The organism is Hymenobacter sp. CRA2 (assembly GCF_002007105.1).
GTDB lineage: Bacteria > Bacteroidota > Bacteroidia > Cytophagales > Hymenobacteraceae > Solirubrum.
In genome coordinates, this window is record NZ_MVBC01000009.1 from 83363 (window position 1) to 97808 (window position 14446).

Annotated in this window: 14 protein-coding genes; 3 read left to right on the top strand and 11 right to left on the bottom strand. The window is 60.0% G+C overall.

Features of this window, described 5'->3' with window-relative positions; genetic code table 11:
* Positions 1–46 precede the first annotated feature (46 nt).
* The gene (locus tag B0919_RS15030) at positions 47–340 is read left to right on the top strand and encodes a hypothetical protein (RefSeq protein WP_078013104.1); all 294 of its coding nucleotides are present in this window, start codon (positions 47–49) and stop codon (positions 338–340) included.
* Between the two features lie 77 nt (positions 341–417).
* Here the strand turns inward: B0919_RS15030 and B0919_RS15035 are convergent, their stop codons facing one another.
* The 10 genes from B0919_RS15035 to B0919_RS15080 form a co-directional block, all read right to left on the bottom strand.
* Positions 418–789 carry a hypothetical protein gene (locus B0919_RS15035; protein WP_078013105.1) on the bottom strand — a complete coding sequence of 124 codons (372 nt, stop codon included), beginning with the start codon at positions 787–789 and terminating at the stop codon, positions 418–420.
* Between the two features lie 49 nt (positions 790–838).
* Complete coding sequence (locus tag B0919_RS15040) at positions 839–1261, bottom strand: hypothetical protein (RefSeq protein WP_139362153.1); 423 nt, start codon at positions 1259–1261, stop codon at positions 839–841.
* 154 nt (positions 1262–1415) lie between these two features.
* A complete protein-coding gene (locus B0919_RS15045) occupies positions 1416–2096 on the bottom strand; it encodes a carboxypeptidase-like regulatory domain-containing protein (protein WP_078013107.1) in 681 nt (226 codons plus the stop codon).
* Positions 2097–2493: 397 nt separating this feature from the next.
* Positions 2494–3330 (bottom strand): translation elongation factor Ts, encoded by an 837-nt coding sequence (tsf, locus tag B0919_RS15050; protein WP_078013108.1) that lies wholly within the window; start codon positions 3328–3330, stop codon positions 2494–2496.
* Between the two features lie 281 nt (positions 3331–3611).
* Positions 3612–4379 (bottom strand): 30S ribosomal protein S2, encoded by a 768-nt coding sequence (gene rpsB / locus B0919_RS15055; RefSeq protein WP_078013109.1) that lies wholly within the window; start codon positions 4377–4379, stop codon positions 3612–3614.
* Positions 4380–4400: 21 nt separating this feature from the next.
* Positions 4401–4787 (bottom strand): 30S ribosomal protein S9, encoded by a 387-nt coding sequence (rpsI, locus tag B0919_RS15060; protein ID WP_078013110.1) that lies wholly within the window; start codon positions 4785–4787, stop codon positions 4401–4403.
* Between the two features lie 48 nt (positions 4788–4835).
* Positions 4836–5288: a 50S ribosomal protein L13 gene (gene rplM / locus B0919_RS15065; RefSeq protein ID WP_078013111.1), complete on the bottom strand. Its 453-nt coding sequence runs from the start codon at positions 5286–5288 to the stop codon at positions 4836–4838.
* Between the two features lie 319 nt (positions 5289–5607).
* Positions 5608–6321 carry an RluA family pseudouridine synthase gene (locus tag B0919_RS15070; protein ID WP_078013112.1) on the bottom strand — a complete coding sequence of 238 codons (714 nt, stop codon included), beginning with the start codon at positions 6319–6321 and terminating at the stop codon, positions 5608–5610.
* Positions 6322–6459: 138 nt separating this feature from the next.
* Positions 6460–7476, bottom strand: coding sequence for a YeiH family protein (locus B0919_RS15075; RefSeq protein ID WP_078013113.1), 1017 nt, complete (start codon positions 7474–7476; stop codon positions 6460–6462).
* 73 nt (positions 7477–7549) lie between these two features.
* Positions 7550–8467: a LysR substrate-binding domain-containing protein gene (locus B0919_RS15080; RefSeq protein WP_078013114.1), complete on the bottom strand. Its 918-nt coding sequence runs from the start codon at positions 8465–8467 to the stop codon at positions 7550–7552.
* Between the two features lie 97 nt (positions 8468–8564).
* Between B0919_RS15080 and B0919_RS15085 the strand changes: the two genes are divergently transcribed.
* Positions 8565–10619, top strand: coding sequence for a prolyl oligopeptidase family serine peptidase (locus B0919_RS15085; protein WP_078013115.1), 2055 nt, complete (start codon positions 8565–8567; stop codon positions 10617–10619).
* Between the two features lie 225 nt (positions 10620–10844).
* A complete protein-coding gene (locus tag B0919_RS15090) occupies positions 10845–11969 on the top strand; it encodes a hypothetical protein (RefSeq protein ID WP_078013116.1) in 1125 nt (374 codons plus the stop codon).
* A 203-nt stretch (positions 11970–12172) separates the two neighbouring features.
* Here B0919_RS15090 and B0919_RS15095 read toward each other — a convergent pair whose 3' ends face one another.
* Positions 12173–14323, bottom strand: a complete 2151-nt coding sequence (locus B0919_RS15095) for an FUSC family membrane protein (protein WP_078013117.1) — start codon at positions 14321–14323, stop codon at positions 12173–12175.
* Positions 14324–14446 lie beyond the last annotated feature (123 nt).

The following is a 14446-nucleotide window of genomic DNA, read 5'->3' on the forward strand; positions in this document are numbered from 1 at the left end:
CGCCGAATGGGGTTACGATTATGCCCCCTACGCCGAAGCTGCCGTCGTGAACCCGCTTACCTGGACCACCGATACCGCAACGGCCCCGGCGAAACTCAACCGTGGCAGCGTGCCCATAGAATTTAACCACGTCGACCCCCAACTGGCCGACGCGAAGGTTCATAACGGCTTGGTCTGGGTGCATCCGCCCGGAAAGCCGTTGGGCTACGTGCGCCTATTACTGCCGGGCCAAGCGGAGCTGCGCCGCTCCTTTCACCTCGTCGATTATGGCCTCTACTACCTGAGTATCCGCCGCAACGCTGTGGCGCGCGTACAGGCTTGGCAGCGCCAGAACCCCTGACGCCTTCCGGTGGAATTAAATACAAAAAAGGCCCGCAGACGTCTGTCCGCGGGCCTTTTACTATTGAAGCTGATTGCTTAGTTGAGCACGGCCGTCTGGCCTTTCAGCACCTGGCGGGCTACGGCCAGGTTGGTGTCAGCCGATTTCACAGCCAGGTAGATAAACTTGTCGCCAGTGGGCGAGAGCTTGAGCAGGTGCAGCTGGTCGGTCAGCGTGAGCAGGATGTCCTGTACCGTCTGGTCCAGCTTCAGGGCCTTGATGGCCTTCAGCTTTTGCTTGATGACTTCCGTGTTGTAAGCAGCGGCCGTTTCAGCGTCGAACGAAGCCAGGTTGGAGTGGTGAGCCAGCGGCATGCCGGTTTCCGTTTCCACGATGGCAACGGCTACGAGCGAGGGCAGCTCGGCCAGGATATTCTGAACGGCTTGCTGCGGGGTGATGGAAGAGGCCATGATAATGGTGGAGGGAAAAAAGAGTAGAGTTGAAAAGGCTGAAGGGAGATTAGTTGGCTGCCCGGCGCATCACATCCCGCACCATTGCCATGTTGGTATCGGCGAGATGAACGGCTACGTAACAAAGCCATTGGCCATTGGCCGTGGTGCGCAGGCAATGCAATTGCTCATCGAGAATCACCACCAAGTCGTTAAGCTGCTGTCCGGCTAGCCACGGCGACGTGAGGTTTTTCTGGGTCTGGCGGATGAGCTCCGCGTTGCGGATGCTGAGTTTGTAAGGATCGAAGCTGACCTGGGCGGTATAGGCAGCGAGCGTCTTACTGGATTTGACGTCGACTACTGCGGCAGCTACAAGTTCGGGCAATTCCCGCAGTAAGCTATTGATGACCGTATCGGCCTTGTGGCGCTCAATGCCTAGTGCGTCTCCCGTAATTTTCTTCACAACAGGTTTGTGCAGAAAAGGAAGTCTCATGGGTGGTTATTCGGCAGGAGGCGGGTGTCTAAGCAGGGGCTGGCTTCGTCGACGCTCCCCGCAGTGCGGAGGAGCGTCGAGTAGACTTGGGTAGCGTGAGGCGGCACACCAGCTTCTTGCGTATCGGGTACACCGCCTGGCTCACCTGTCGCTACTAAAAGAACAACCAGCGTTTTTTCGGGGTCACGCGCTCTTCTTTGGCGCGCGGCACCAGCGTTACGTTTTCGGTACCGCCGCGCACCTTCAGTTCTTCTTCGGCGTAGCCAGCATAGGCGTACTGCAGCGTATTGGCCTGGCCAGCCGGCACGCGCAGCGTGTAGCTACCCGTAGCATCGGTGCTTACGCCCATGCGGGTACCCTTGTGCAGCACGGTAGCACCCACCAGCGGACGGCCGTTTTCGTCAAGGATGCGGCCGCGCACGGATACCATGCGCATCGCGCTGGCTTCGGGAGCGAGGTTGGCGGCTTCGGCCAGCACCGGCTCATTTTCCAGCGGCGTGTTGGTCGAAGGCAGATTGGTGCCGGCAAATACGGCCCCACCAATCAAAGCCCCACCTACTACCAGGGAGGCAGCCCGGCGACGGAAGCGTTCCGGCTCGGTGCGCACCAGGTCAAACTGGCGTTGTACCCAGCCCACCGGCTTCACGCTGTGGCCAGCTTTTTTCAGGTCGTAAAAGCGCTGAAGCGTCTCATCGGCCAATCCTTTGTTGGCTTTCAGATAAGCGTCTACCAGCTCGGTATTTTGGCTGGATAGGTCCCCGCGCAGATAAGCGTCTCGGTAGGCAGGAAGCAGTTCACCCGTGGCGGGGTGAAATGGCGTAGCACTTAGTTTCATTTTGGGAAAACGTTATGGTGTTGCAATGGCAAGAAGCCGATGGAGGAGCGGAAGAACAAAATTGGGCTTTACAAGCCGTATTCAACACATATATAATTGCCGACTAGATGGAAATTCGGCGAACTAGATAGAATGCTGGGTGAAGGAAGCATTTTGCTTGTTGAATAGACTTTCCCTTTTTGAGACATAGCAAGATAAAACAATATTGTTATGTTACAAATCAATAATTAAAAAATAAGTATTAGTTCATACTTGTTCTGCACCCGGTATAGTAGGACATCCTACGAATTCGCTGGGAAGGGTGATACGTTCCTGTTATGATATAGTTGTAGCAAATGGCAATAAAAAAGCCCGCCGGTATAATACCAGCGGGCTTTTCTACTTAAATTCTTAACGCTTACGCGCCAATAGCAACGCGCTTAAAATCGGTTACCGTCATACCTTTTGACGTCTTGTCGAGCAGCTGAGCAATAGTTACCGAGCTGTCCTTCACGAACTCCTGGTTCAGCAGGGTATTTTCTTTGTAGAACTTGTTCAGCTTGCCTTGAGCAATCTTCTCCAGCATAGCTTCCGGCTTGCCTTCAGCGCGAGCCTGCTCTTTGCCGATTTCAATTTCACGCTCTACGGTAGCCGAGTCCACACCGTCTTTGTCAACGGCTACGGGGCGCATAGCTACGATCTGCATAGCTACGTCGCGGCCTACGCCGGCTACGTCGGTGCCATTGGTGTTCTTCAGGCCCACCAGTACGCCCTTCTTGTTGTCGCTGTGGATGTACGAAGCCACTTTCTCAGCGGTCAGCGTCTCGTAAGCTACCACATCGATTTTCTCGCCGATTTTGCCCATCAGGTCGGTGATGTGCTCCTGCAGCGAGCGGCCGTCTTCCTGCGTAGCAGCCAGCAGGTCTTCCTTGGTACCGGCGTTGGTTTTCACAGCCGAGCCGATAACCAGTTGAGCCAAGGCTTTGAAGTCAGCCACTTTAGCAACGGGCTCGGTTTCGCAGGCCAAGGCCACCAGTTTACCGGTGGTGCCGTCTTCGCTCACGCTAGCCAGTACTACACCTTCCGAAGTAGCGTTGTCTGAACGCTTGTCGGCAATTTTCTGGCCCTGCTTGCGTAGAATGTCTTTAGCCTGCTCGAAGTCACCATTGGCTTCGGTCAGTGCTTTTTTGCAGTCCATCATACCGGCGCCGGTCATGGCGCGCAGCTTGTTCACGTCTTGGGCGGTAATTGCCATAGCGGTGAAAATTGGGAGAGGTTGATGTGGATTTCTCGTGGATAACTGCGGCTAACGACATCTGCACGTCATGTCGAGCTTGTCGAGACATCTCGCGTGCTGACATTGAGAAGTAAACTCATCGTACAACGAGAAGAATACTACCAGGCGAGATTTCTCGGTTTCGTTCGGAATGACGTTCTATAGGGTCATTCTGGCTAGCCGCAGCTTTAAAAAAGAAGGGAACACCGGAGCCCTTTGCTTCGAATGTTCCCTCCTCTCAAATCAGGGGCAGTGCGGGACTATTCGTCGGCGTTCTGCTTTTCCTGGATGGCTTCTTCGTCAGCCTGCTTGCGGTCAGCGTCCTCTTTGTCCACCTTACGCTCCGACAGGCCTTCTTCGATGGCTTTGCCGATGGCGTTGATGATCAGGGAAACCGACTTCGAGGCGTCGTCGTTGGCCGGAATCGGGAAGTCTACCAGCTCGGGGTTGGAGTTGGTGTCGACGATGGCGAATACCGGGATGCCCAGTTTCTGAGCTTCTTTCACGGCAATGTGCTCACGCTTCACGTCCACCACGAACAGAGCGGCGGGCAGGCGGCTCAGGTCGGCGATGCCACCCAGTACACGCTCCAGCTTCTCACGCTCGCGGTTCATCATGAGCTTCTCGCGCTTAGCCAGTGCAGCGTAGGCGGTGTTCTCTTTTACCATCTTGTCGATGGTGCTCATTTTCTTCAGCGACTTGCGAACGGTCGCGAAGTTGGTGAGCATGCCACCCAGCCAACGGTCGGTCACGTAGGGCATTTTCAGGCGCTTCGCTTCATCCGAAACGATTTCCTGAGCCTGCTTCTTCGTGGCTACGAACATTACTTTACGGCCCGACTTGGCGATGTTGCGGATGGCCGAGGTGGCCTGCTCCAGCGACGCCAGGGTCTTGTTCAGGTCGATGATATGGATGCCGTTCTTCTCCATGAAGATGTACGGCGCCATTTTCGGGTCCCACTTACGGGTGAGGTGACCAAAGTGGGCACCAGCATCCAGCAGGTCTTTATAGGTTACGGACTGAGCCATGATAGGAGTTCCTCTGGAAGATTAGCGTTTCGAGAACTGGAACGAACGACGAGCCTTGCGGCGGCCCGGCTTCTTGCGCTCCACCATGCGGGGGTCGCGGGTCAGGAAGCCTTCCTTCTTGAGGGCCGGACGGGTCTCGGCGTTTTCTTCAACCAAGGCCTTCGAAATGGCCAGGCGAATTGCTTCGGCCTGGGCGCTGATGCCTCCGCCGCGCACGTTTACTTGCACGTCGTACTTACCCACGGCATCGAGCGTGGTGAAGGGCTGGTTGACGATGGTTACCAGGAGGTCGTTACCGAAGTACGCCTTCGCTTCCCGGTCGTTGATAGTGATATTCCCTTGCCCGGCTTGCACATACACGCGAGCCACCGAGGTTTTTCTTCTACCAGAGGTGTTGGTGATTTCCATGAGTTGACGAATCAATGAACCGCAGGCCCGCTAAGGCCGCAGCGTTTTTTACAGGTTGGTCAGCGAAACCGTGGTCGGCTGCTGGGCTTCGTGCGGGTGCTCGGCACCGGCGTACACGAACAGGTTGCGGTACTGGGCGGCACCGAGGCGGTTGCCCTGCAGCATGCCTTTCACGGCGTGCTCGATTACCGAGGCCGAGTTCTTGGCCTTCTTGTCGCGCAGGTTGATGCTACGCTGACCGCCGGGGTAGCCCGTGTGGCGCAGGTAGATCTTGTCCGTCAACTTTTTGCCGGTCACGCGCAGTTTGTCGGCGTTGATGACGATGACGTAGTCGCCGCAATCGGAGTTGGGCGTGAACGAGGGCTTGTGCTTGCCGCGCAGAATGTTGGCAATCTGGCTGGCCACTCGCCCGAGCGTGTTGTCGCTGGCATCAACAACAACCCAGGCCTTTTCGGCCGAGGCTTTGTTTACCGAGCGCGTCTTAAAGCTCAGATGATCCATGGATCAGTTTCTTGTGGGTTGGGTAAGTATTTACGATTCAGCCCGAAACCCCAAGAAAGAAGAAAGGGTCCGGGAAAAACGGACACAAAATTAGTGCTTTTTGCTTGAGAAGCAAAGCAGTAGACTAATAAAGTGCGGAAAGACTGCGCCAAGAATAACTCAGCAACAGTTTGTAAAGCATAAAATGGAACGTCATTCCAAGCGGAGTCGACGCATCTGGCGTGTTTAGCCGGATAGCAATTTCTCTTTGGATTTACTATCAGCTACCAGCACGTGGGGTGCGTCGACTCCGCTTGGAATGACGTTCTGCTTACAGTCCTTAGCTGTACTGGCGCAGCGTATCGACGAGCACGCGGAAGTCCTTAGGGTATTCGGCTTCTACGCTGATCGGCTCGCCGTCGAGGCCGGCGAAGGTGAGCTGGCGGGCGTGCAGGGCAAAGCGCTTGATGAAGGGCTGCTCCTCTTCACCCTGCTTCATGTTGAACTTGCGCTTGATGGTGGAGAGGTAGAAATCCTCGCCGCCGTACGTCTTGTCACCTACGATGGGCGCCTGGAGGTACATCAGGTGTAGGCGGATCTGGTGCATGCGGCCAGTGACGGGCAGGCACTCAAATAAGGTGTGGCGGGTGTAGGTTTCGAGGGTCCGGACGAGGGTTTCGGCGTGCTTGCCGCCGGGTGCCAGGCGGGCCTTGCCCTTGGTGGTGGTTTCGATGTTGCGCTCCACGCGAAGACCGTCGAACTGGTGCACGCCCCAACCAACGGCGTGGTACACTTTTTTCACCTGCCGGTCCTCGAACTGCATGGCTAGGTTGCGGTAGGCCTCGGGGTTCTTGGACAGGGCCAGGGCGCCGCTGGTTTCCTTGTCGAGGCGGTGGCAGGCCTGGATGTCGTCGTAGTGCTGGCGGGCGAGGCGCAGGATGTTGGGCGCCCCTCCTACCCGCTCGTCGAGCGTGGCCAGAAACGGCGGTTTGTTGATGACGAGGTAATCCTCGTTCTCGAAAATGATGAGGTCTTGGAACGCGGGTAGCTTCATATCGGGCCGGCGAAGGTACGGCTTCGGTGGCAATCAGTGGGTTGAAGACAAAGGCTGATAACAACCGCGGAGCAACAAAAAGTCCACGGCAAGAGGCCGTGGACGTTCCTTGTGTCAGAAGCAAAGGGCGCCGGTGGTTTACGCCACCGTATGCAGAATCACCCACAGCGAGGCGGCTGAAATAACGACCCACAGCAGTACGCCCTGCAGGAAGGGCCGCGGCCCCACGGCTTTTAGCACCCGCGTAGAGAGCCCCGCCCCGATGAGAAACAGCGTGAGTGTCATGCCTACTTTGGCCAGCTTCACCATCCAGGGGCCGACGGGCTGCAACACGGGCACGTAGCTGACGAGCAACATGGCTCCTACGAAGCCGAAGATGAAGTAAGGCAGCTTGACTTTCGCTCCCGGCGTTTTAAAAATAACGGCGGTGAGCAGCGCCACCGGGATAATCCAGAGGGCGCGGGCTAGCTTGACGGTGGTAGCTACCTGCAGGGCTTCGTCGCCGTAGTGGCTGGCGGCGCCCACCACCGAGCTGGTGTCGTGGATGGCAATGGCAGCCCAAAGACCGAACTGGTTTTGCGACAGACTCAGCAGCTCGCCGATGACAGGAAATAGGAACAGCGCCACGGCATTGAGCACGAAAACCGTACCCAAGGCCACGGACATTTCCTCATCGGAGGCCTTTACGACGGGCCCCACGGCCGCAATGGCCGAGCCGCCGCAGATGGCAGTGCCGCTAGCAATGAGGTGCGAGGTTTTGCGGGTGATGCCCAGCCAGCGTCCCACGAAGTAGCCTAGCGTGAGCGTACCGAGGATAGAAGCTACCGAGAACAAGAAGCCTTCGCGGCCGGCTTGCAGGGCCGTATGGGCATTCATGCCGAAGCCCAGGCCCACCACGGACCACTGCAGCAGCTTACTGGTGTATTGCTTGCTTTGGGTCGGGAAGGGGTTGCCAATCAGTAGGGCCACGACCAGCCCGAGGGCCAGGGCCAGCGGCGGGGAGCCCCAGGGTGTGAGGCAAAATACTATGGCCAATGCAAAAGCCAGCATCTGGAAGCTGACGCGGTAGTGGCCGAGACTAAAGGACCGCTGCCAAAACGAGACGGTGCTTCTACAGTCTTCTTCGGCCGGCGAGTAGGTGGAGGTAAGCTTCATGGTGGGAAGGGAAAAAGCCCTCAAAGGTACGTCCTCCCCTACCGGCGTGGTTATCAATAATATTTATTGCGTATTACTTCTGGTTATGGGTTGCGGAGTCGAATTGGGAGTGGGCGTAGCGCAGGAACTGCTGGGCAGCCCGAATCAGCGGCTGGCCCTGCAGCCACACGGCTTCGAAGTGCCGGGCGAGCTGCAAGCCCGCAATCGGCACTATTTCCAGCTGATTGCCGACCAGCTCCTGCGTCAGGGCGCGGATAGAGACGAAGCCCATGCAGTCAGGAGCGGCTTCGAGGTAGGATTTGATGCCCTCGGTGTTGTCGAGGTAAATGGCCACCCGGCACTGCGCCAGACGCACGCCGTGGGCGCGCAGGGCTAGCTCCAGCACTTCCAGCGTGCCGGAGCCCCGCTCGCGCAGCACCAGGGGGTGCTGCAGTACTTCGCTCAGGGGCAAGGGCTGTGCAGGCGGCCTGGCAGCGGTAGCGCGACGCACGGCCACTAGCTCATCGTCGAGCAGAAATTCGTAGTGCAGGTCGCGGTTTTTGATCTGGCCTTCCACGAAACCCAGGTCAATCTGTCCACTAAGCAGGGCTTCGGCCACCTGCTCGGAGTTGCCGATAAGCATGGTCAGCTCGACGCGCGGATGCCGGGCCTGAAAGCCGGGCAGGATGCCGGGAATAACGTACTGCGCCAAAGTAGAGCTGGCCCCGAGGCGCAAACGGCCGGCGGTGGTGTCGTGCAGGGTGTGCAGCTGCTCGGCTAGTTGGTGGTGCAGCTCGTGCACCTGCTCGGCGTAGCGAACCAGCAGCTGGCCCGCTTCGGTGAGGCTGACGCGGTTGCCGCGCCGCTCGAACAGGCGTTGATCGTAGCTGCGCTCCAGCTCCCGGATGTGCTTGGTGACGGCCGGCTGGGTGATGCACAGCTCCTGGGCGGCTTTGGTGAAACTCAGGTGCCGGGCCACGGCCTGGAAAACGCGGAGGCGAAAATCGGGCATGGCCGCAAGGTAATTTGCCGGGGCCGTTGCGGCGGCAACGGCCCTTTCCGGGCGGCCTCGCTACCTTGCCGCTCTCACTCCCATTCTCCCCTTTCTCATGAAAAAACGGCTGCTACTGGCCGCGCTGGCTGGTGCTTCGTTCTCTGCCACGGCGCAGCAAACCCTCACGCCGGAACTGCTCTGGAAGCTGGGCCGCCTGGGCGAAATGCAGGTGTCGCCGGACCGCAAGACGGTGGCCTTCACCGTGACACGCTACGACCTGGCGGCCAACGGCGGCAGCGCCGACGTGTACACCGTGCCCGTGAGCGGCGGCGCGGTGAAGCAGCTCACCAGCACGCCCTACAGCGAAAACACCTTGAACTGGCGCCCCGACGGCAAGCTCACCTTTCTGGCCGATGAAGGCCAGGGCGCGCAGCTGTACGTGATGAACGCCGACGGCTCGGGCCGGCAGAAAATCAGCGAATTCACGGGCGAAAGCCTGTCGAACCTGAAGTACGCGCCTACGGGCAAATTCGTGCTTTACACCCAGGACGTGAAGGTGCGCAAGGGCATTCAGGACCTGTACCCCGACCTGCCCAAGGCCGACGCCAAGCTCTACGACGACTTATTCTACCGCCACTGGACGCAGTGGGAGGACGACAAAGCCTCGCACGTGTTTTTCCAGCCCGTGGGCGACGACGGCCGCCTGACCGGCTACGGCAAGGACGTGCAAGCCGGCGAGGTATTCGACGCGCCGGTGCGGCCGCTGGCGGGCTCCGAGCAGCTGGCGTTTTCGCCCGACGGCTATACCCTGGCGTACACCTCGCGCAAGCTCACGGGCAAGGCCGAAGCCGCGAGTACCAACTCCGACATCTACCTGTTTTCGGTGCGCGACGGGAAGACGCAGAACCTCTCGCAGGGCATGGAGGGCTACGACATTGAGCCGGTGTTTTCGCCCGACGGCGGCCGCGTAGCCTGGCTGAGCATGGCCACGCCGGGCTTCGAGGCGGACCGCAACGCCATCATCGTGTACGACCTGAAGACCGGCAAGCACGAGGACGTGACCAAGGGCTCGGAGCTGAGCGCCGCAAACGTGCGCTGGTCCGCCGATGGCAAGACCATCTATTTCGCGGCCGTGGTGGAAGGCACCGAGCAGCTGTTTGCGGTGTCAAGCAAGGGCGGCAAGATCAAGCAGCTGACCAAGGGCCTGCAGAACTACAACTCCTTCGAGTTGGCCGGCCCGGATGTGGCCATCTGCAACCGTACCACCATGCAGAGCCCGGCCGAAGTGGTGCGCGTGAACCTGAAAAACGGGCAGGAAACGGCGCTGACCCAGCTCAACCAGGACCTGATGGGGGCGGTGAAAGTGGGCAAGGTAGAAAACCGCCGCGTGACGACCACCGACGGCAAGCAGATGCAGGTGTATGTCATCTACCCGCCCGACTTCGACCCGAGCAAGAAGTACCCGACACTGCTCTATTGTCAGGGCGGCCCGCAGAGTCCCATTTCGCAGGCCTTCAGCTACCGCTGGAACTTCCCGCTGATGGCCGCGCGGGGCTACATCGTGGTGGCCCCGAACCGGCGCGGCCTACCCGGTTTCGGCCGGGAGTGGAACGACCAGATCAGCGGCGACTGGGGCGGGCAGCCCATCCGCGACTACCTCTCCGCCATTGACAAGATTTCGGAGGAGCCCTACGTGGACAAGAGCCGCCGCGGCTGCATCGGCGCTTCCTACGGCGGCTTTTCGGTGTACTATCTGGCGGGCCACCACCAGGGGCGCTTCAAGACCTTCATTGCCCACGCCGGCCTGTTCGACCTGACGAGCTGGTACCCGACGACGGAGGAAATGTTCTTCGCCAACTACGAAATGAAGGGCACGCCCTGGGACGCGCAGCTGAGCAAGAGCTACCAGGAGTTCAACCCGCAGAAGTTCGTGGGGCAATGGGATACGCCTATTCTGGTGATTCACGGCGGCAAGGACTTCCGCGTGCCGGAGGGCCAGGGCATGGAGGCGTTCGGTTCGGCACAGCTGCGGGGCATTCCCAGCCGCTTCCTGTATTTCCCCAACGAAGGCCACTGGATTCAGAAGCCGCAGAACTCGGTGCTCTGGAACCGCGTGTTCTTTGACTGGCTGGGCCGTACGCTCAAGCCCGACGGGCAGGCCACTAAATAAGTGCCTTCACTTCCTCCGGGTCTACCTTAACACTGGCTCTGCCGCTGCACGCGGTGGAGCCAGTTTTTTAGGAGGCTGGCGCTGTTTTTGTGTACAAAACCCGGTCAGCAACTCTTGAGTTACCTGCTTCGCCAGGACTCAAAAAGCGTTTGATACTGCTTGACAAGGAGCCAAAACGTGGCCGTTTTTGTTTACATTCAGTTTCCATTATTTACCCCATTCGCCGTGCGTGTACTTCTCCTCTCCCTGCTGCCGCTCAGCGGCTTGTTGCTGGCGTTGCCCAGTGCTGCGCAAGCCCAGTTTCAAGGCCGGATGCCGCCGTTGCGCAGCAACTGGACCCCGGAGGCGGCTTCGGTTTCGGGTACGCCCATAGCCTATGCCAAGCCCGCCAGGCCCGTGGGGTTTCAGCCCGACAGCACGGCGCGCCGCCTGCTGGCCCTGCACCGCGTAAAAGCCGTGACGAAGGTACAGCTGGATGAGCAGGGGAAGGTAAAGGACATCGTCAACCAGTACGAGGTGGATGCCGCCGGCAACGTGATGGGAAGCGCCGAGGATGAGCAGCCGCGCACCGGCCGGCGCTTCAAGACCTTCATGCCCAACGAGCGGCAGAAGATTTACTACTCGCCGGGCGAACCGAACCCCATTGTGCTGCCGGCCCGCCCCAACAACCGCGAGGATATGCCAGCCTCGACCCTGGCGCAGGCCCTGCGCACCCAGGACGGCCCGGCGGGCGATTCAGTGCGCCTCAGCAATCGGAAATACCCGAGCGCAGTACCCGGTATGCGCCCCATTGCCCGGCAGCAGGAAACGTTCGCCCCTCACCCGGATACCACGCTGTATTTCCGCTACGAGGGTCCCGACAACGGCCAGCTGCGGCTGATCAGTGTGACGTACCTGCTGCAGCGCCAGGGCCGCCCGATGGAAGTAGGCGAGCTGGCCCTTGGGCGCATTCGGAAAGGCTTGGGCGAAGCCGATAAAGCCGCTGAGCAGGCCCCGCAGTACGGCGTGGCCCGGCGCCTGCTCCGCAGCGGCCGTGGCCGCGAGGTGCTGCACCGCTGGCTGTATGACCAGCGCATGCTGCTCGTGCGGGAAGAAATAAATACCCGGCTGTTGATGCCCCAGCTGAACGCCAGCATGCCGCAGACGCTCAATACCGTAGTGCTCTACACCTACAATAACCTGCAGCAGCTCATCGGCCGGACGGAAACGATATCGTCGGTGCAGATTCCGGCCCGCACCACCTATATCACCTACTCGTACTCGCCGCAGGGCCTGCTGGTCGGCGAAACCACCAACTCCAGCAGCAGCAAACCGGTGTTCTACAGCTACCAGTACGCCTTCCGCAACTAACTGCGCGGGTTGTTTCTGCCAAACTCGCAACGCCGCGCAGGGCCATCCTGCGCGGCGTCGTTGCATACAACAGGTCCTACACTGAAGGAGCCTTTGGCGGCCTAGCAGAACCATGGCCAGGGCTTCGGCTGCGGGTACTTGGCGCAGCTCGGACCTCAGTATTCTGCGTTCAGCAGTAGTTTCCATGCGCCTGACGGCCGGAGCTACGCCGCAACTACTTCCGTCACTTTGCGGATGTCGTTGCTGATCTTCTGTAGAAACTCCAGCTGCTCCAGCAGCAGGCGCTCCTCGCCAGCGGGGGCTGTGCGCTCGGCCGGGATTGGCGCGGCCGTCGTTGGCAGCGGGGGCAGTTCGGGCACCTCCTCGGGGCTGAGCTTGCCCAGGCTTTCGGCGAGCAGCATGAGCGACTGGCGCACCGGTTTCAGGCTTTCGGCGGGGCGGTCGGGCAAGCCACCGGTGCGGGCCGCCGAGGCGACCGTAGCAATGTTCGACGAGAGGATGAGGTTCAGTACCACGAACTGGTGCACCTCCACCTCGTGGCGCTGCTTGCTTTTGGGCTCGGAAAGCATCCGCTGAAACGCGGCGGCCAGGTTGGCCGAGCTGATGTACACTTCCTTCCGCGCCAGCTTGTACTCGGTGGTATTGACGTTGCGGCCCGCCAAGGACTCGGCCAGGCGGTACAGGTACTGGCGGTTGGCGCGCAGCACGTCGCGCATGTAAGTGCTCAGCTGCTCCGATTCCCAGCGCGGAAACAGCAGGTAGCCGACGGTGAGGGCAATGGCGCAGCCGATAACCGTATCGAGCAGCCGCTCCTCAATCACGCTCACGTAGCGCACGCCCAGGAAGTGGAACATGATCAGCAGGAAGGGCGTCAGAAAGGTGACCATCACCACGTAGCTGAGTCGCTGGAAACTGTAGGCAATGATCATGAAGAGCAACAGAAAGCCGAACTGCACCTTTTCGTTCGGAATCAGGTACAGAATGGCCACCCCGATGGCCCCGCCGATGAGCGTGCCCACCACGCGCTGAATGTTGCGTTCCTTGGTAAGACTGAAGCCTGGCTTGAGCATGTACACCGTGGTCATTACAATCCAGTAGCTGTGGTAGCCCGTCACCCACAGGCGCGACACCACAAAGCCGATGATGGCCGCCACGCTCACCCGGATGGCGTGGCGAAACGTGGCCGAAGAAAACGTAAGGTTGTCGAGCAGCAGCTCCGGGCTCAGCGACTGGTGCGACACGAAGCGGCTGTAGTCGGCTTCGGTCTGGGCATTGCTGTCGGGCACGCGGTACGTGGGGTCGGAGTAGCGGCTCATGTCGGTGAGGCGCAGGTTCAGGTTGCGCAGCTGCACCAGAATTTTACGCAGCACCAGGTTGGAGCCGGGCTCCTCCTCACCGATGCGGTCGATGCGGGTCTTGAGCTGTTCCAGCTCGGGCAGCCGGTCGCGCAGCGGGCCGTGGGGCCGGTTGGCCTGAATGGCAAGGCCGAGGTGGTCCAGCTCCACGGCCATCACCCGGATGAGCCGGGCCACGTCGCTGAGCACACCGGTGTGGTTGAAGCGCTGGCGCAGGGCCGCGTAGTCGTAGTAGGCGGCCGTAATCTGCTCAAACAAGTCCACCGACTCGACGAAGGTGAGAATCAGGCGGCGCCCGGTGCCGGTGGTTTCGCGCACGATCAGCCGCGACTTAAACATCAGCTCGCGGGTGGCATCCTGCTTTTCGCTCACCACCACCTGCTGCTTCACCAGTTGCCGGTAATCTTTCTCCAGGCTGGTTTCGGGGTCGTAGAACTCAGCTTTCAGGCGCAGGTACTCGGCAATGGCGTGAATGCACTCCCCTAAGGCCCGCTGGGCGGGGCGGTAGGGCCGGATGCGGGACGAAAACAGGCAGATGAGCGTGTACCACACCCCGCCCGCCAGCACCAGGCCCGCGTACTCGGCCAGCTGCACCAAGCTAAGCTCCCGGTCCATGGTCATAATCATCATCAGCAGCCCCGCCGAACCGATGGCCCCGGCGCGGGTGCCGTACACCAGCAGCATGGTCAGGCCGAAACAGAGCAGCAGGATTTCGGCCCCGAGCACCCACACGTGCAGGCGCGCCACGCCGGTGAGCAGGGCTACCAGAAAAATCAGGGCCACGCATAGCGTCAAACCGTTGCGCTTGTGCACCACCGGGCCGGGAATGTCGGTGAGACTGGCGCACACGGCCCCGAGCGAGACGTTCAGGCCGATTTCGGCTTGGTTGAACTGGGCCAGAATGAGCGTGGGCAGCAGAATGCCGAGCGTGACGCGCAGCCCGTCGGCGAAGTCCTGCCCGAAGAAAAAGTATTGAAGGGTCCGTTCGTGTCGGCGCATACCAAGGCAAAGAAGAAGCGGGTCGGTCGGGACCGAAGCCCAACCTTAAACGACACCGGCGCGCCAACGTAAGCATCCGGCCTCGAAAACCGTATGCCAGAGGCGAAATAACCCGGCCCGTGC